Consider the following 17,329-nt stretch of genomic DNA (forward strand, 5'->3'; position numbering starts at 1 on the left):
GAGGCGCCGTCAGTCCGTCCGGGGCGGGGGCGTCTTCGCCCCGTGGACGGCCAGATATTCGGCGGCCAACCAGGGGGCGAGGCCGGTGAGCAGGTCGTCCAGCAGCTCCGGGTATGCGGCGGGCGCCCGCGCGGCGCGTGCCGCGGCGTGCATCTGCTCGGCGTGCGCCGGGTAGTAGCGGCCGAACACCTCGGCGGACTCGGCGAGATCGCTCGTCCAGCCGCCCCAGTGCGGCATGACCAGGGTGAATCCGGTGCGCACCAGCCGGCGCGCCACACCCCGGGTCAGCCGGGTGCGCTCGGCCTCCGTAGTGGCCGCCGCAGCCTTCTCACGCCAACCGGGCAGGCTGCGGAAGAGGTCGCCGTTGGTTTCCCGGGCGAGGAGCGAAGTGGGACGGTAGCGCGGCAGCTCGGCGGCGAGATCCGGACCGCTGACCGGGGTGCACAGACAGGCCACGAACCATCCGAGGTCGTACCGCTCCCGCGCGCTGCGCAGCCGGTGCACGCCGAACAGCAGGATTCCCACGCCGTTGATCTGCGGAAACGCGGCATCCAGCGCATGCTCGACGGCGCGGACGGCAGCGCGGTCGGCATCGGTCGGCTCGTCCCCCAGGGCGATCAGCGCGTCGAGGTCGGAGACCCCGGGGACGGCGGTGCCGCGCGGGACGCTGCCGAAGAGGTAGCTGCTGTGCAGGCGACCGGGGCCGAAGCACGTGCCGATCCGGGCGCCGAGCTCCGCCACGACGGGCGCGAACGGCGCGGAGACGCGGTCCAGGGAGCCTTCCCGCAGGAAGTAGCCGTCCCGGTCCAGCCCCGCGCCGTGTTCGGTCATGGCGCCACTATGGCCAGGAGGGCGGTGGTGCGGCGATCCGTTTACGGGGGCCGGCGACTGCGCTACGGGCGGAGCTGGTGATTCCGCGGGCCCTGATGAAGGAAGCGGCGGTCCCCGTGGCCCCATGACGAAGGGCCCCGCCGGCGGGGCCCTTCCAGGAGGTCTGCGGGATCAGCGCGAGCGCTTGGCCAGCCGCTCGACGTCCAGCAGGATCACGGCGCGCGCCTCCAGACGCAGCCAGCCGCGGCCCGCGAAGTCCGCGAGGGCCTTGTTGACCGTCTCGCGGGAGGCACCGACCAGCTGGGCCAGCTCCTCCTGCGTGAGGTCGTGGACGACATGGATGCCTTCCTCGGACTGCACGCCGAAGCGGCGCGACAGGTCGAGCAGGGCGCGGGCCACCCGGCCCGGCACGTCCGAGAAGACCAGGTCGGACATCTGGTCGTTGGTCTTGCGCAGTCGGCGGGCCACCGCACGCAGCAGGGCCGTGGCCACCTCGGGGCGGGCGTTCAGCCAGGGCTGAAGGTCGCCGTGGCCCAGGCCGAGGAGCTTGACCTCGGTGAGGGCGGAGGCCGTGGCCGTACGCGGGCCCGGGTCGAAGAGCGAAAGCTCCCCGATCAGCTCTCCGGGGCCGAGAACGGCGAGCATGTTCTCCCGGCCGTCCGGGGAAGTGCGGTGCAGCTTCACCTTGCCCTCGGTGACCACGTACAGGCGGTCGCCGGGGTCCCCTTCGTGGAACAGGGCGTCGCCGCGGGCGAGCGTGACCTCTCCCATTGAGGCGCGCAGCTCGGCCGCCTGCTCGTCATCGAGCGCCGCGAAGAGCGGTGCGCGCCGCAGAACGTCGTCCACGAGATCTCTCCTTGTCGACATGCTCCGGGGGACTGTGGTCCCCATCATGCCGGAATGCAAAACAGTGCGATCAATCACAAGTTTGCCGGACCGGCGCCCCGAGCCATAAGGCAGGGGGCCGATTGGGGTCAGGAATCACAGCGATCAAGCCGGATGTCAGTGGCTGGCCTTAGTCTGGCCGAGTGTCCAATACGCCGGTGAGAGCAGAGGAGTGGGGGGCCGGAAGAGTGAGAGCAGGGCGTGATTCCGCTGTGGGCGAACAGCCGTCCGGCCACACATCGAATTCCGATGAAAGTAACAAATCGCCCTCCGGGGTGACGTCCGGCAGGACGCCGGACACCCTCAAGCCTGGCGCGTCGCGACCGGCGGCGCCGGACACCACCTCGCAGACCTCCGTGAAGAAGACCCAGGTAGGCAGGACCTCGGCAGGGAAGAAGGCCGCCGTGAACGAAGCACCAGAGCAGCCGGCGGCGGCCACGAAGGCCGCGGCGAAGAAGGCCGTCACGAAGAAGGCCACCGCAAAGAAGACCGCCGCAAAGAAGACCGCCGCAAAGAAGACCGCCGCAAAGAAGACCGCGGCAAAGAAGACGGCGGCAAAGAAGACGGCGGCCAACAGGACGGCGGCCGAGAAGACGGCCCCGAAGGCCCCCGCCAAGAAGGCTCCCGCCAAGAAGGCCCCCGCGCGCAAGCCCGAGTCGCGTGTCGCCATGGTGCGGCGGGCCCGCCGGATCAACCGTGAGCTGGCCGAGCTGTATCCGTACGCCCACCCCGAGCTGGACTTCACCAACCCCTTCGAGCTGCTGGTCGCCACGGTCCTGTCCGCGCAGACCACCGACCTGAGGGTCAACCAGACCACCCCCCGCCTCTTCGCGGTCTGCCCGACGCCCGAGGACATGGCCGCGATGGACCCGGAGCGGCTGGAGGAGCTGATCCGGCCGACCGGCTTCTTCCGGGCCAAGACGAAGTCGCTGCTCGGTCTGTCGGCCGCGCTGCGCGACCGCTTCGGCGGCGAGGTGCCGGGCCGCCTGGAGGACCTTGTCTCTCTCCCCGGGGTCGGCCGCAAGACCGCCAATGTGGTGCTGGGCAACGCCTTCGGCGTTCCGGGCATCACCGTCGACACCCACTTCGGCCGGCTCGCCCGCCGTTTCGGCTGGACCACCGCCGAGGACGCCGAGAAGGTCGAGGCGGATGTCGCCGAGATCTTCCCCAAGAGCGAGTGGACGATGCTCTCGCACCGGGTGGTCTTCCACGGCCGCCGCGTCTGCCACTCCCGCAAGCCCGCCTGCGGCGCCTGCCCCATCGCCCCCCTGTGCCCCGCGTACGGCGAGGGCGAGACGGACCCGGAGAAGGCGAAGAAGCTGCTGAAGTACGAGCTCGGCGGCCAGCCGGGGCAGCGGCTGAAGCCGCCGCCCGGCTATCCGGGGAAGCCGGCGCCCCCGATGGCGCCCTCTGTGGCCGCCTCATGAGGCGCCCGCCAGAGGTGACCGACGATCGACGCCAGGCCTGAGGGGGCGCGTATGAGGAGCGCACGGGAGCAGCGGTACGGCGAGGAGGCGGACGCCCGCGCGGCGGCGGCAGGCGCGGGGGCCGAGGTGGCGTCCGGCCGGGACGCCACGGTCACCGCCGACGGCCTGCCCGAGTGGCTGGCCCCGGTGGCCCGCGCGGCCGCCACGATCGAGCCGCGCCAGCTCAGCCGCTTCCTGCCGCCCAAGAGCGGAGGCCGGCAGTCCGCCGTGCTCATCCTCTTCGGCCACGGCGCCCGCGGCCCCGAGCTGCTTCTCATGGAGCGCGCCGGGACCCTGCGCTCGCATGCCGGCCAGCCCTCCTTCCCCGGTGGCGCCCTCGACCCGGAGGACGGCGACCCCGACGGCCCCGGCCCCGTGCGGGCGGCGCTGCGCGAGGCCCAGGAGGAGACCGGCCTCGACCCGTCCGGTGTGCAGGTCTTCGGCGTGCTGCCGCGGCTCTACATCCCCGTCAGCGGCTTCGTGGTGACGCCGGTCCTGGGGTGGTGGCGCCGGCCGAGCCCGGTCGGCGCGGTCGACCAGGCGGAGACCGCCCGGGTCTTCACGGTTCCCGTGGCGGATCTCACGGACCCGGCCCATCGGGTGACAACCCGCCATCCCAGTGGCCACACCGGAGCCGCGTTCCTTGTCGAGAATGCCCTGGTCTGGGGTTTTACGGCCGGGGTGATCGACCGGATCCTGCACTACGCCGGCTGGGAGATTCCGTGGGACCGTGACAAGGCGGTCCCACTGGACTGGCGCTCATGAGACGGTGGCCGGCGTGAACGTCCTGGACATCTTGCTGCTGGTCGCGGCCGTGTGGTTCGCGATCATCGGCTATCGGCAAGGCTTTGTCGTCGGCATCCTGTCCGTGATCGGCTTCCTCGGAGGCGGTCTGATCGCGGTCTATCTGCTGCCCGTGATCTGGAACGAGATCACCGGAGACGCGACACCCGGCAGCTTCGCGGCCATCGCGGCGGTTGCCATCGTGATCGTGTGCGCATCCGTGGGCCAGGCGCTCACCACCCACTGGGGCAACAAACTGCGCCGCTACATCACCTGGTCACCGGCGAGGGCCCTGGACGCGACCGGCGGCGCGCTGGTCAACGTCCTGGCGATGCTGCTGGTCGCCTGGCTGATCGGCTCGGCGCTGGCCGGTACGTCCCTGCCGACGCTCGGCAAGGAGGTCCGCAACTCCAAGGTGCTGCTCGGTGTGTCCCGGGTGATGCCCCAGCAGGCCGGCACCTGGTTCGCGGACTTCTCCTCGGTCCTCGCGCAGAACGGCTTCCCGCAGGTCTTCACGCCGTTCTCCAACGAGCCGATCCACGACGTGCCGGCGCCCGACCCCCGGCTGGCCTCCAGCCCGGTGGCGGCGCAGGCCAGGCAGAGCATCGTCAAGGTCGTCGGCACGGCCCCCGGCTGCGGCAAGGTCCTCGAAGGCAGCGGCTTCGTCTTCGGCCGGCACCGCGTCATGACCAACGCCCATGTGGTCGGCGGGGTGCGCGAGCCGACCGTCCAGGTGGGCGGCGAGGGCCGTACGTACGACGCCAAGGTCGTGATCTACGACTGGCGGCGCGATATCGCGGTCCTGGAAGTGCCCTCCCTGGAGGCACCGGCGCTGCAGTTCGCCAACGGGGACGCGAACAGCGGCAACAACGCCATCGTCGCCGGCTTCCCGGAGAACGGCGGCTACGACGTCCGCGCCGCCCGTATCCGCGGCCGCATCCAGGCCAACGGCCCGGACATCTACCACCGCGGCACGGTCGGCCGCGACGTCTACTCCCTCTTCGCCACGGTCCGGCAGGGCAACTCCGGCGGCCCGCTGCTCACCCCGCAGGGCAAGGTCTACGGCGTCGTCTTCGCGAAGTCGCTGGACGACTCGCACACCGGCTATGCGCTGACCGCCGACGAGGTCCGCCAGGACGTCCTCAAGGGACGTACGGCCCGGCAGCAGGCCGACAGCCAGGGCTGCGCCATCTAGCCGACAGCCAGGGCTGCACCATCTAGCCAACAGCCGGGGCGTCGCCATCCGGTCGGCACTCGGGGAGGCGCCGTTTGGGGGTGCCTCCCCGGGACGCATCCAGACGGTGTCCGTAAGGCCCTCACGGGTGCCCGGCGCGCGTGCGCGGCGCCCGGTCAGGTGTGCCCCGGCGGTCGGTAGGGGTGTGCCCGGCGGGTCGGCTGCGGCGCCGGACACGCGCCATGGGGCGCGTCAGGCGCGGGAAGACGTGCTTCCCACGCCCCGCCGGCGGCACGGCCGATGGAGGTACGCCGTGGATTCAGGTACGCCGTGGTTCAGGTACGGGGATGGCGTAGCCGCGCGCTCATCCAACGCGCTCTGCGGCGCAGGATGCGCGGGATGCCCATGGGGTGCGCCGGGTCGGGGGATTGGCCGGACCCGAGGTCCGGGGTTCCCCTGTCCTGAGTACCCACTACAGCGGCACTGCTGCGGCGGTTGCGTGCCACGTCACGGTAGTCGTGCGTCCAGCCCATACCCTCGACTCTGCCCGTGGCCCAAGGTCCGTAACCGCCTCGGGGGCCGCCAATTGGCCTATGCGCCAGGCAAGTGGCTGTTCGTCATACGCGCGTTCGAGCTTCGGGTGGGTGAGCCCCGCCGAGCGGTTCGCGCCGCCCGCTCAGCGGGGTACGGGCCCGTGACGGGACGGGGCGCACACAGACGCCCACGGCAGGCGTCCGCGGCCGGTACGCCTGGCCAGCGGGCGCGGCAGGCGGGCACGGGCCTCAACGGTCGGGCCCGGGCTCAACGGTCGGGCCCGGGGCTCCTGTTGCCGCGGGTCCGCTCCCGCGCGCGGCCGTTCAGCGATCCGGTTCCGGGTCCTTGAGCCAGTTGATCAGCTCCGTGGAGAACGCCACCGGGTCCTCCTCGTGCGGGAAGTGGCCCAGGCCGTCGAACAGCCGCCAGCGGTACGGCGCCTCGACGTACTGGCCGGAGCCGGCCGCGCTGCGGGTGCGCATCACGGGGTCGAGCGAGCCGTGCAGGTGCAGGGTGGGGACCCGTACGGGCATCTTCATCCGGCGGTTGAACTGGAGTCCGTCGGGGCGCGCCATCGACCGCACCATCCAGCGGTACGGCTCGATCGAGCAGTGCGCCGTCGACGGGATGCTCATCGCCCGCTGGTAGACCGCGATCGCCTCGTCCTCCGGCTGCCGGGGCCCGGACCAGTCGCGGACCATCCGGCCCACCAGCGCCGCACCGTCCGCCGTCAGCGCGCGTTCGGGCAGCCAGGGCCGCTGGAAGTTCCAGATGTGCGAACTCCGGGCGCTCTGCCGGACGTCGGCGAGCATCGCCGAGCGCCAGCGCCGCGGATGCGGCATCGAGGACACGGCCAGCCGGCGCACCAGCTTGGGCCGCATCACCGCCGCCGTCCAGGCGAGGTAGCCGCCCAGGTCGTGCCCGACGAGCGCGGCGTCCGGCTCGCCCAGGGACCGTATGACGCCCGTGACGTCCAGGGCGAGATTCGCCGGGTCGTAGCCGCGGGGGGTGCGGTCGCTGCCGCCGACGCCCCGCAGGTCCATCGCCACCGCGCGGAAGCCCGCGTCGGCCAGGGCGGTGAGCTGGTGCCGCCAGGTCCACCAGAACTGCGGAAAGCCGTGCAGCAGCAGCACCAGCGGGCCTTCGCCCAGCTCCGCGATGTGGAAGCGGGCGCCGTTGGCCGCGACGTCGCGGTGCGACACCTCTTTCCCGCCGGGGATGCCGAGCCGTACGACCGAGGCGGTGCTGTCAGGGGCTGTCATACCGATGAGCGTGTCACAGACTCCAGCGCCGGGTGTTCCACCGGGGCCAGGCGCGGGTGCGGCTTGGCCTTCTGGAGCACGGCCGCGGTCTCCTTGGCCGAGCTGATGGACCTCTCCGGCTTCTTGATCTTCTTCATCTTGGCCATCGCAATGAGGGCCAGCAGGCCGGCGAGGACCAGGAAGGCGCCGCCGACGATCAGGAAGGACCAGGCGAGCCCGAGTCCGAGGTTGTGGATGCCGTAGGCCGCGGCGAAGCTCAGTACCGGCAGCGCGAACAGCGCCAGCGCGCCCGCGACCATGAACGCGGCACTGCCGATGCCCGCCCGCTTGGCGTCCTGGCGGAACTCCGCCTTGGCCAGCGCGATCTCGTCGTGCACCAGCGCGGACATCTCGGCCGTGGCCGTGGCCACCAGCCGTCCGAGGCTGCGGTCCGTGCTGTCGTCGGCTGCGCTCATCGCCGTCTCCCTCTTTTCTTCACCCGGATGCAAAGCCTCTCAGATCATGCCGGACCATCGTCTCCGCCATGCCTGCCGGAGGCCACTTCGGCAAGCCGCCGGTGTTCCGCGGCCTTGGCTTCGTGGATTGCCGCCATCCGCAAGTGGTACTCCGGGTCGTCGCGCTCGTAGATGTCGGGGATGCCGTCCTGGTCCTCGTCCCGCTCCTCTTCCTCGCACAGTTTCCTGTACTTGGTGTTACGGAGCTTGAGGAGGACGCCGGCGAAGACGGCCGCCAGCAGCGAGCCGATCAGCACTGATGCCTTGATCTCGTCGGTCAGTACCGGGTTCCCGGCGAAGGCGAGTTCGCCGATGAGCAGCGAGACGGTGAAGCCGATGCCGGCCAGGGAGGCGAGGGCGAAGACATCCGGCCACTTGAGGTCGGGGTTGAGTGTGGCCTTGGTGAAGCGGGCGGTGAGCCAGGTGCCGCCGAATATGCCGAACGTCTTGCCCACCACCAGGCCGAGCACCACGCCCAGCGTCTCCGGCCGGGTGAAGACGTCGTGGACCGCGCCGCCGGATATGGAGACACCCGCGGAGAAGAGCGCGAACAGCGGCACGGCGAGGCCGGCCGAGAGCGGGCGGACCAGATGTTCGATGTGCTCGCCCGGGGACTGTGTCTCGCCGTCGCGCCGGGTGCAGCGCAGCATCAGGCCCATGGCGACACCGGCGATGGTGGCGTGCACCCCGCTGTTCTCCATCAGACCCCAGATGACCAGGGCGAGCGGGACGTAGACGTACCAGCCCCGGACGCCCTTGCGCAGCAGCACGTAGAAGAGCACCAGACCGGCGACGGCCAGGCCGAGCGCCAGGAAATTGATCGTCGAGGTGAAGAAGACCGCGATGATCAGGATGGCGAAGAGGTCGTCGACGACGGCGAGGGTGAGCAGGAAGGCGCGCAGTGCGGCGGGCAGGGACGTGCCGATGACGGCGAGTACGGCGAGGGCGAAGGCGATATCGGTGGCGGTGGGGACCGCCCAGCCCTGCAGTGAGCCGCCGCCGATGCTGTTGACGGCGAAGTAGACCACCGCCGGCACCGCCATGCCGCAGAGCGCGGCGATCACGGGCAGGGCGGCGGCCTTCGGGTCGCGCAGTTCGCCGGCCACCAGTTCACGCTTGAGCTCGATGCCGGCGACGAAGAAGAAGACCGCGAGCAGCCCGTTGGCGGCCCAGTGCTGAACGGACAGGTCCAGGCCCAGCGTGGCCGGTCCCAGGTGGAAGCCGCGGACCGCTTCATAGCTCCCACCGAGGGTGTTTGCCCAGATCAGGGCTGCTACGGCGGCGGCGAGCAGAAGGACGCCGCCGACGGTTTCGGCGCGCAGCGCGTCCGCGACGAAGTTCCGCTCGGGCAGCGGCAACCGCCCCAGGAAGGGGGTGCGGCGGGGGGTGGGGGTGCTCACGCGGTGACCTCCGGGCCTCTCGGTAGCTGCGTACGGCTGTTGCAGTTGCCGACCAGACTTCCCGGCGCACCCTGAGTTTCTTGACGCGTCATTGACGCGGTTCCCACTGTACCGGGGAGGGGCAAGCGGCTATCCGGTGGCCTCACTTTACGGGCAATTCGGACCCCGGGCCGCTGGAGCGGGACGGGCTGCGGGAGGGGGACCGGAGGGACCGGGCGGGGTGGACTGGCCGGGCCGGTGGAGGCGACGGGAGCGCCGCGCCGGGAGCCGGGCTGACCGGCGGAGGCGGCGGATCGTCGGGGAAGCGGGGTGGCGGAGAAGCCGGACTGCCGGAGACGACGGAGGGGCACCCGGCCGCGTCGGCCGGGTGCCCCTCTGCAATCCGTCCCGCTCAGTCCTCGGAGGGCGCGCTCGGCAGCTTCGCCTGGATCAGGTCCATGACCGAGGAATCGGTGAGGGTCGTGACATCGCCGAGGTCACGGTTCTCGGCCACATCGCGCAGCAGCCTCCGCATGATCTTGCCGGAGCGGGTCTTGGGCAGCTCCGCGACCGGCAGGATCCGCCGGGGCTTGGCGATCGGGCCGAGCTGCTGGGCGACATGGGCGCGCAGCTCCTCGACCAGGCCCTCGTCCTCGGCGGTGGCGCCGCCGCGCAGGATGACGAAGGCGCAGATGGCCTGGGTGGTCTGCGGGTCGGCGGCGCCGACGACCGCGGCCTCGGCCACCTTCGGGTGCGAGACCAGCGCCGACTCGACCTCGGTGGTCGAGATGTTGTGGCCGGACACCAGCATCACGTCGTCCACCCGGCCGAGCAGCCAGATGTCGCCGTCGTCGTCCTTCTTGGCGCCGTCGCCGGCGAAGTACTTGCCCTCGAAGCGCGACCAGTACGTGTCGAGATAGCGCTGGTCGTCGCCCCAGATCGTGCGGAGCATGGACGGCCAGGGCTCGGTCAGCACGAGGTAGCCGCCCGCGCCGTCGGGAACCTCGCGGGCCTCGTCGTCCACCACGGTCGCGGCGATTCCGGGCAGCGCCACCTGGGCCGAGCCGGGCTTGGTGGCCGTGACGCCCGGCAGCGGGCTGAGCATCATCGCGCCGGTCTCGGTCTGCCACCAGGTGTCGACGATCGGCGTCGCATCGGCCCCGATGTGCTTGCGGTACCACATCCAGGCCTCGGGGTTGATCGGTTCGCCCACCGACCCGAGGACCCGCAGCGACGACAGGTCGAACTTCGCCGGGATGTCGTCGCCCCACTTCATGCAGGCGCGGATTGCGGTCGGCGCGGTGTAGAGGATCGTCACGCCGTACTTCTGCACGATCTCCCACCAGCGGCCCTGGTGCGGGGTGTCCGGCGTGCCTTCGTAGAGCACCTGGGTCGCGCCGTTGGAGAGCGGGCCGTAAGTGATGTACGAGTGGCCGGTCACCCAGCCGACGTCGGCGGTGCACCAGAAGACGTCGGTCTCCGGCTTGAGGTCGAAGACCGCGTGGTGGGTGTACGAGACCTGGGTGAGGTAGCCGCCGGTGGTGTGCAGGATGCCCTTGGGCTTACCCGTCGTGCCGGAGGTGTAGAGGATGAACAGCGGGTGCTCGGCCTCGAAGGCCTCGGGCGTGTGCCGGTCGTTCTGCCGCTCGACGATCTCGTGCCACCACACGTCCCGGCCCTCGTGCCAGGCGACGTCCTCCTGGCCGGTGCGGCGGACGACCAGGACGCTGCGGACGTTCTCCGTGCCGGGCTTGGTCAGCGCCTCGTCGACGGCGGGCTTGAGGGCGGACGGCTTGCCCCGGCGGTAGCCGCCGTCGGCGGTGATCACCACCCGGGCGTCCGCGTCGTTGATGCGGGTGGCCAGCGCGTCCGCGGAGAAGCCGCCGAAGACGACGGAGTGCGGGGCGCCCAGGCGCGCGCAGGCCAGCATGGCGATGACCGCTTCCGGGATCATCGGCATGTAGACGGCGACGCGGTCGCCGCTGCGCACGCCCAGCTCGGTCAGTGCGTTGGCGGCCTTGGAGACCTCGCGCTGCAGCTCGGCGTAGGTGATCGCGCGGGTGTCACCCGGCTCGCCCTCGAAGTGGATGGCGACCCGGTCGCCCAGGCCGTTCTCCACATGACGGTCCACGCAGTTGTACGCGACGTTGAGCTTGCCGTCGGCGAACCACTTCGCGAAGGGCGCGTTGGACCAGTCGAGGGTCTGGGTGGGAGCGGTCTCCCAGGACAGACGTTCGGCCTGCTCGGCCCAGAAGCCCAGCCGGTCCGCCGCGGCCTGTTCGTACGCGGCGGCCGTGACGTTGGCGTTCGCGGCCAGATCGGCGGGCGGCGTAAACCGCCGCTCCTCCTTGAGCAGGTTGGCCAGGCTTTCGTTGCTCACAACTTCTCCCATTCCCAGGGCGTCCGATGTGTCCCCAGGTCATAGCTCATCAGCCCGCGCCTGGCCCTGACAAGGTCTGTGGAAAAATATTGGTGTAGACCTGTTGGTTCGGCGCTGTTTCAAGGGTGTTGTGAGGCCGCCGCGCAGGTCAGACCGTTACCGGTGCCGGTTCGCCGCGGACCGGACTGAACCGCCCGGTCGCCTCGTCCAGCACGTAGGTCTGGGCCTCGCCGACATGGAAATACATGCCGTGCAGCGTGAGCGTGCCCTCGGCCACCCGGCGGGCCACGCAGGCGTGCTCCCTGAGGTGGTCGAGCTGCTGCATGACGTTGACGAGCGCCAGTCGCTCGTGGTCGTCGCTCACCGGCCGTCCGCTCAGTGAGACTTCGCCTCGCCCCAGCCGTCCGATGCGTGCCATACGGGCCAGGCTCGGCCGGCCGTGCCGCAGCCAGCGGGTGAGCGAGGTCGGCTCGGCTTCTTCCGGTGCGGCGGCGCCCAGCAGCGCCCCCATGGCCCCGCACCCCGAATGGCCGCACACCGTGATCGAACCGACCCGCAGCACCTCGACGGCGTACTCGATCGCCGCTCCCACGGAGTCGCAGGAAGCATCCGAGCCGGGCGGCGGCATCAGGTTGCCGACGTTGCGGACGGTGAACAGATCACCCGGTCCGCTCGATGTGATCATGCTCGTGACCAGCCGGGAGTCCGCACAGGTCAGAAACAGCTGGCGGGGCCGCTGGCCCTCGCGCGCCAGCCGGGCCAGCTCCTCGCGCACGAGCGGAGCCGTATGGCGCTGGAACGCGCTGACCCCGCCCAGCAGTTGGCTGCCGCTGCTCTCCGGGGCCGCTGCCGGGTCCGCGGCGGGCCGGGTGCAGTGATGGTTGCGCCACGGGGTCCACGGACGGCAGGAGTGCGCACTGACCGGCTCGGCGATCGGCCGGCCCGAACGGCCGCCGAGGGTCACCCAGCCGCCGTGCGCCCGGTGGGCGCTGGACCAGGACTGCAGCGCCTCGTAGGCGGCATGGTCCATGAACGACCCGCCCAGCTCGACGACGACATCGGTGTGCGCGGGCACCTGCCCCAGCGCCCGGGTCAGCCGTGGCACCGCCAGAAAAGTCAACTGCCCGCTGACGCGCACCCGGTAGCCGTCGGCCTCCGCCGTCACGGTGATACGGGTGTGCGTCAGGCGCCGCAGCGCCAGGAAGAGCGCGACCGCGATGCCCGTCACCACGCCCTGGAGCACACCGAGCAGCACGACGCCGCCCAGCGTGGCGGCGTACACCGGGAATTCGCGGTGCCGCTGGACGTGCCGGATGTGCGCGAAGCTCACCATCCGCACGCCGACGACCATCACCAGAGCGGCGAGCGCGGCCAGCGGGATCATCTCCAGCGCCCCGGCCAGCAGGCCCGCGCACACCAGCACCCAGACGCCGTGCAGCACGGTGGCGCGGCGGGTGGCCGCACCGGCCCGCACATTGGCCGAGCCGCGCATCGCGCCTCCGGACACCGGCAGCCCGCCCAGCAGCCCGGAGAGGGCATTGGCCACGCCCTGCCCGGCCAGTTCGCGGTTGAGCCGCGCCCGCCCCGTGGGAGCGCCCGGCCGTTCGGCCGCCAGCCGGTCCACGGCCACCGCCGACAGCAGCGACTCCATACTGGCGACGAGGGTGACGGTCAGTACCGCGGCGGCGAGGGCCGGAAGGGACGCGTCCGGCAGCGTGGGCTGCTCGGGCAGTTGCCAGGACGGCAGCTCCACGCGCGAGACCGCCGCCCCCGCGCTGACGGCCGTCGCGGCGAGCACGGCGGCCAAGGGGGCGGGGAGTACACGTGCCCATCGCCCGGCGCGGCCCGGCAGCCGTCCCCAGCCGATGAGGATGCCGACGGTGACGGCGCCGATCAGCAGTGCGGTGGTGTGCGGATGCGCCAACTGGCCGGGCAGCGCGGTCGCGTTGTCGAGCGCCGACCCGTCGGGGCTGCCGCCGAGCACCACATGGAGCTGCCCGAGGGCGATGGTGACCCCGATGCCGGCCAGCATGCCGTGCACGATCGCCGGGCTGACGGCCAGCGTCGCCCGTGCCACGCGCAGCGCGCCCAGGGCGAGTTGGGCGAGGCCGGCCAGGACCGTGATGGCGCAGGTGGCGCGCCAGCCGTAGCGCTGGACCAGGCCGGCGGTGACCACCAGGAGGCCGGTTGCCGCGCCGCTCACCTGGAGCGGGGCGCCGCCCAGCAGGCCGGCGACGATGCCGCCCACAACCGCGGCGACCAGTCCGGCCTGGAGCGGGGCGCCGGTGGCCAGGGCGATGCCCAGCGACAGCGGGACGGCGAGCAGGAAGACGACGGCCGAGGCGGAGAGGTCCCCTCGGAAAGCGGCCCGGCGGGCCTTCTTGGCGTGAGGATCGGGCTCGCGAGACTCAGGACGCTCGGGAGGGATTTCGGTGGGGGGCGAGGTGCGCGGCGGCTGCGGCGGTGACTTCTCGATCTGCGGCATTCCCGTCTCCTCCGGGGCGACGCGGTCGCGCGGGGCGCGATCGTGGGGCGGCGGTGTACTGCGGCGGGACGTGAGCCGGCCGGAGGTCATCGCTGTGGGGCGATGGTCCGGCGACTCTCAAGCATCGGTAAATGAACCGTAATGACAGGTAAAGGAAAGGAGAGGCTTTTACCGGCATATGCCGTCATCCTCCCCTCTATCGGGTGAATCCGAGGGTTTTTGGCTTGCCCTTTCTCTGCCTTCTTCTTCGCGCAGGGAGTGGGTGCGCAGTTATTCCGGCGCATTACCCGGAAGGTGCGCACCGGCGCCGGGAGCGGGAAAGGAGTCGTCCGAAACGGCCCCTTGCGTCCCGGCGCCCGTCTGCGGGTCAGGCGGGCTGTGGGGCAGCCGTTCCCTCGAAGAGCACGAAGGACGGGTCGACCTGGGCCGCGAGGTCGAAGCCGGTCTTCGCATTGCCCCAGCTCTCCGCGTTCTTCAGGTGGAAGTGCACCATCTGGCGTGTGTAGCGCTCCCAGTCCCGGCACCCGTAAGCGGCGTCGGCCGTGCGGTGCAGCGTCTGCAGGGCATGGCGGTTGCCCTCCTCCAGGCGGCTGAAGGGGGCCGGGCGGCCCTTCTCCATGGCGCGCACCCAGTCGGAGTGGCCGACGGTCACCAGCAGGTCGTCGCCCACCTCGTCGCGCAGGAACGCCAGGTCCTCGGGGCCCTGCACCTTGTTGCCCACCACCTTCAGGGGGACGCCGAAGTCCCGTGCGTACTCCTTGTACTGGCGGTACACGGCGATGCCCTTACGGGTCGGCTCGGCGACCAGGAAGGTCATGTCGAAGCGGGTGAACATCCCGGACGCGAAGGAGTCGGAGCCGGCCGTCATATCGACGACGACATACTCCTCGCGGCCGTCCACGAGGTGGTTCAGGCACAGCTCCACCGCGCCGACCTTGGAGTGATAGCAGGCCACGCCCAGGTCGGACTCGGTGAACGGCCCCGTCGCCATCAGCCGCACGGCGGACTCATCGAGCCGCACCGTCCTGGCGCAGGCCTGGTAAACGGGGTTGTCCTCGCCGACCCGCAGCAGCCGTGACCCCTCGCCGGGCGGGGTGGTCTTGATCATTGATTCGGCGGACGGGATCCGCGGGTTGCTGCCGCGCAAGTAGTCCTTGATCAACGGGAGGTGGGCGCCCATCGCGGGAAGCGCCGCGCCCTCCGTCTCGTCGAGGCCCAAGGCGGCGCCCAGGTGCTGGTTGATGTCCGCGTCCACGGCGATCACGGGGAGCCGGGCCGCGGCGAGATGCCGGATGAACAGGGAGGACAGGGTGGTTTTGCCGCTGCCGCCCTTGCCTACGAAAGCGATCTTCATGTTCACCAAGGGTAAGTGCGATATCGCTCTGAGTGAGAGATCTGCGTGAGGAAGACCACTCCTTCGAGGGGTCGGGCCCGGTGGTGCGTAGGGTCGTACCCATGGCTGGAAACACCCGGGGGACGTCCCCCGCACCCCCGAAAGCGAGCGACGACCCGCTCGCGACCCTGGCCTCGCTCCCGGGGGTCGCCGACTCCGTGGACTCCGTGCGCAAGGGCGTCGACCGGGTATACGGGCACCGGATCATGCGACGCCGCAGCAATGAGGTGACATCCGAGGCGGCGCTGCGCGGAGCGCGCGGTTCCGCGGCCCTTTCGGGGGCCGACTGGGCGCTCGAAGAGGTGCGCCGCCGCACCGACTTCGGAGTCGAGGGAGAACCGCGGACGGTCGGCGCGGCTCTGCGGCTGACGGCCGAGGCCGGACATCTGCTCAGTGTGTGGCGGCAGTCGCCGCTGCGGGTGCTGGCGCGGCTCCATCTGGTGGCGGCATCGGGAGGCGGGCGGAGCTCCGACGGCGCCGACGGCGCGCGAGAGCCGGTCGGGGCGGCGGACGAGACGGTGGGGCGGCCCCGTTTGGCCGCCGAGCCGGTGGACGAACCGCTCATCGAGCTGCCGCTGCCGGATGCCGACGAGGTCGCCGGGCGGCTGGACGGGCTGTCGCGTCTGCTGCTCACCGGCACCGAGGCCCCGGCCCTGGTGACCGCGGCGGTGGTACACGGCGAATTGCTCGCCCTGCGGCCGTTCGCCACCTGTAATGGGCTGGTCGCGCGGGCCGCGGAGCGGATCGTGCTGATCGGCAGCGGGCTGGACCCGAAGTCGATCTGCCCTGCCGAGGTCGGGCACGCCGAACTGGGACGCGCCGCCTATGTCGCTGCCCTGGACGGCTATGTCTCCGGCACCCCGGAGGGCGTCGCGGCGTGGATCGCGCACTGCGGACGCGCGGTGGAACTGGGCGTACGGGAGAGCACCGCAGTCTGTGAGGCACTGCAGCGCGGCGCGGCATAAGAACCGGAGCGAAAGCTTCGGGTGGTGTTCAACAATTCCGGAAGCATTGCTTCATCCACCCCTGAACAGGGTTGCGGCGGTACCAATGAGTGGTACCGCCGCTGGCATGTCCGCCCAGTTACCATGCGTGCTCACATATATGCCCATCAGGTCGGAATCTTCGTCCGGTTACCTGGTGCGGCTGGCCCGTAATCGACGGGTCGGCGTCGCGTGGGTGCTCGGCATTCATGCATCGGTCCGTGGGCCACTTCCTGCGTTAAAGGTGTTCCTCTCGGATGTCCTTGGTCTCGCGGGCCGTTAAGTCCTTTGTACTCCTCGGGCCGGACAAGCGGAACCCCCACCTGCAGATCTTTACGTTTGGCTTCAAACGCGGGCATTGCGGGCGGTGCGACCGGTGCGGCCGATAAGGCCGAGCCGTGGCTTTGTGGATTTCCGCCGGCTCGTGTACCAGACCAGCGTCGCGGTGGCCATGGCCGCCCCCACCGCCGCCATGACGGCGAGCGCCGGCCGGGAGGGCATCGTCAGCGTCGGGAGTCGCTGCTTGAGCGGGACCGGGCGATTGAAGGAGAGAACCGGCCAACCGCGCGCGATCGCCTCACGGCGCAGTGCCCGGTCCGGGTTGACCGCGTACGGATGACCGACCGCCGAGAGCATCGGCACATCGGTCGCCGAATCGCTGTACGCGTAGCAGCGCTCGAGGTCGTAGCCCTCGGATGCGGCGAGTTCCCTCACGGCCTCCGCCTTGGTCGGGCCGTAGGCGTAATACTCCACCTCACCGGTGAAGCGACCGTCCTCGCCGACGACCATACGGGTGGCCACCACCCGGTCCGCGCCCAGGAGTTCACCGATCGGTTCGACGACTTCGGCGCCGGAAGTGGAGACGATCACGACATCCCGTCCGGCGGCGTGATGTTCCTCGATGAGCGAGGCCGCCTCGTCGTAAATGATGGGGTCGATCAGATCGTGCAGCGTCTCGGCGACGATCTCCCGCACCTGCGCGACGTCCCAGCCGCGGCACAGTGAGGAGAGGTATTCCCGCATACGCTCCATCTGATCGTGGTCGGCGCCGCCCGCCAGGAACACGAACTGGGCGTACGCAGTGCGCAGTACGGCCCGCCGATTGATCAGGCCGCCTTGGTAGAAGGACTTGCTGAAGGTCAGCGTGCTCGACTTTGCAATGACGGTCTTGTCCAAGTCGAAGAACGCGGCAGTACGGGGAGTCGAGTGAGGCACGGAGTGGTTTTCCACGGGGCGAGCATAGGCGCCCACCATTCGGCGTAAGGTGTGGCGCGTGGGTT

14 protein-coding genes are annotated in these 17,329 nt (G+C 70.9%); 4 read left to right on the forward strand and 10 right to left on the reverse strand.

Annotation, left to right across the window (positions count from 1 at the left end; translation table 11 throughout):
* Positions 1-9: 9 nt before the first annotated feature.
* Positions 10-831 carry a nucleotidyltransferase gene (locus CFW40_RS19515; RefSeq protein WP_088799109.1) on the reverse strand — a complete coding sequence of 274 codons (822 nt, stop codon included), beginning with the start codon at positions 829-831 and terminating at the stop codon, positions 10-12.
* 171 nt (positions 832-1,002) lie between these two features.
* Positions 1,003-1,677 carry a Crp/Fnr family transcriptional regulator gene (locus tag CFW40_RS19520; protein WP_006604164.1) on the reverse strand — a complete coding sequence of 225 codons (675 nt, stop codon included), beginning with the start codon at positions 1,675-1,677 and terminating at the stop codon, positions 1,003-1,005.
* Between the two features lie 251 nt (positions 1,678-1,928).
* Here CFW40_RS19520 and nth point away from each other — a divergent pair, with 251 nt between their 5' ends.
* Genes nth through CFW40_RS19535 form a run of 3 tightly spaced genes read left to right on the forward strand, consistent with a single transcriptional unit; the run spans position 1,929 to position 5,160 of the window.
* Positions 1,929-3,143, forward strand: a complete 1,215-nt coding sequence (gene nth, locus CFW40_RS19525) for an endonuclease III (RefSeq protein WP_256331381.1) — start codon at positions 1,929-1,931, stop codon at positions 3,141-3,143.
* Positions 3,144-3,194: 51 nt separating this feature from the next.
* A complete protein-coding gene (locus CFW40_RS19530; protein ID WP_088799111.1) occupies positions 3,195-3,947 on the forward strand; it encodes a CoA pyrophosphatase in 753 nt (250 codons plus the stop codon).
* 13 nt (positions 3,948-3,960) lie between these two features.
* Complete coding sequence (locus CFW40_RS19535; protein ID WP_088802222.1) at positions 3,961-5,160, forward strand: MarP family serine protease; 1,200 nt, start codon at positions 3,961-3,963, stop codon at positions 5,158-5,160.
* Between the two features lie 314 nt (positions 5,161-5,474).
* Here CFW40_RS19535 and CFW40_RS38155 read toward each other — a convergent pair whose 3' ends face one another.
* From CFW40_RS38155 to CFW40_RS19570, 7 genes are all read right to left on the reverse strand, one after another.
* Positions 5,475-5,672, reverse strand: a complete 198-nt coding sequence (locus CFW40_RS38155; RefSeq protein ID WP_088799112.1) for a hypothetical protein — start codon at positions 5,670-5,672, stop codon at positions 5,475-5,477.
* 324 nt (positions 5,673-5,996) lie between these two features.
* Positions 5,997-6,935, reverse strand: coding sequence for an alpha/beta fold hydrolase (locus tag CFW40_RS19545; protein ID WP_088799113.1), 939 nt, complete (start codon positions 6,933-6,935; stop codon positions 5,997-5,999).
* Positions 6,932-7,390 carry a phage holin family protein gene (locus tag CFW40_RS19550; protein WP_088799114.1) on the reverse strand — a complete coding sequence of 153 codons (459 nt, stop codon included), beginning with the start codon at positions 7,388-7,390 and terminating at the stop codon, positions 6,932-6,934. The genes CFW40_RS19545 and CFW40_RS19550 overlap by 4 nt, the downstream gene beginning before the upstream one ends.
* A 44-nt stretch (positions 7,391-7,434) precedes the next feature.
* Entirely contained in the window at positions 7,435-8,829 is a 1,395-nt protein-coding gene (nhaA, locus tag CFW40_RS19555) for a Na+/H+ antiporter NhaA (protein ID WP_088799115.1), read from the reverse strand.
* 391 nt (positions 8,830-9,220) lie between these two features.
* Positions 9,221-11,188: an acetate--CoA ligase gene (gene acs / locus CFW40_RS19560; protein WP_088799116.1), complete on the reverse strand. Its 1,968-nt coding sequence runs from the start codon at positions 11,186-11,188 to the stop codon at positions 9,221-9,223.
* 148 nt (positions 11,189-11,336) lie between these two features.
* Positions 11,337-13,673: a SulP family inorganic anion transporter gene (locus CFW40_RS19565; RefSeq protein WP_088799117.1), complete on the reverse strand. Its 2,337-nt coding sequence runs from the start codon at positions 13,671-13,673 to the stop codon at positions 11,337-11,339.
* A 367-nt stretch (positions 13,674-14,040) separates the two neighbouring features.
* Positions 14,041-15,027 carry an ATP-binding protein gene (locus tag CFW40_RS19570; RefSeq protein WP_088799118.1) on the reverse strand — a complete coding sequence of 329 codons (987 nt, stop codon included), beginning with the start codon at positions 15,025-15,027 and terminating at the stop codon, positions 14,041-14,043.
* A 101-nt stretch (positions 15,028-15,128) separates the two neighbouring features.
* Between CFW40_RS19570 and CFW40_RS19575 the strand changes: the two genes are divergently transcribed.
* Positions 15,129-16,031, forward strand: coding sequence for an oxidoreductase (locus CFW40_RS19575; RefSeq protein ID WP_088799119.1), 903 nt, complete (start codon positions 15,129-15,131; stop codon positions 16,029-16,031).
* 363 nt (positions 16,032-16,394) lie between these two features.
* Here the strand turns inward: CFW40_RS19575 and CFW40_RS19580 are convergent, their stop codons facing one another.
* Positions 16,395-17,303, reverse strand: a complete 909-nt coding sequence (locus tag CFW40_RS19580; protein WP_088799120.1) for an HAD family phosphatase — start codon at positions 17,301-17,303, stop codon at positions 16,395-16,397.
* Positions 17,304-17,329 lie beyond the last annotated feature (26 nt).

The organism is Streptomyces sp. 2114.4 (genome assembly GCF_900187385.1).
Taxonomy (GTDB): Bacteria; Actinomycetota; Actinomycetes; order Streptomycetales; family Streptomycetaceae; genus Streptomyces; species Streptomyces mooreae.

Bases quoted from the DNA above. Each gene is read 5' to 3' on its own strand.
- CFW40_RS19515 (WP_088799109.1), bottom strand. From the start codon at position 831: ATGACCGAACACGGCGCGGGGCTGGACCGGGACGGCTACTTCCTGCGG.
- CFW40_RS19530 (WP_088799111.1), top strand. From the start codon at position 3,195: ATGAGGAGCGCACGGGAGCAGCGGTACGGCGAGGAGGCGGACGCCCGC.
- CFW40_RS38155 (WP_088799112.1), bottom strand. From the start codon at position 5,672: ATGGGCTGGACGCACGACTACCGTGACGTGGCACGCAACCGCCGCAGC.
- CFW40_RS19545 (WP_088799113.1), bottom strand. From the start codon at position 6,935: ATGACAGCCCCTGACAGCACCGCCTCGGTCGTACGGCTCGGCATCCCC.
- CFW40_RS19550 (WP_088799114.1), bottom strand. From the start codon at position 7,390: ATGAGCGCAGCCGACGACAGCACGGACCGCAGCCTCGGACGGCTGGTG.
- CFW40_RS19565 (WP_088799117.1), bottom strand. From the start codon at position 13,673: ATGCCGCAGATCGAGAAGTCACCGCCGCAGCCGCCGCGCACCTCGCCC.
- CFW40_RS19570 (WP_088799118.1), bottom strand. From the start codon at position 15,027: ATGAAGATCGCTTTCGTAGGCAAGGGCGGCAGCGGCAAAACCACCCTG.
- CFW40_RS19575 (WP_088799119.1), top strand. From the start codon at position 15,129: ATGGCTGGAAACACCCGGGGGACGTCCCCCGCACCCCCGAAAGCGAGC.
- CFW40_RS19580 (WP_088799120.1), bottom strand. From the start codon at position 17,303: ATGGTGGGCGCCTATGCTCGCCCCGTGGAAAACCACTCCGTGCCTCAC.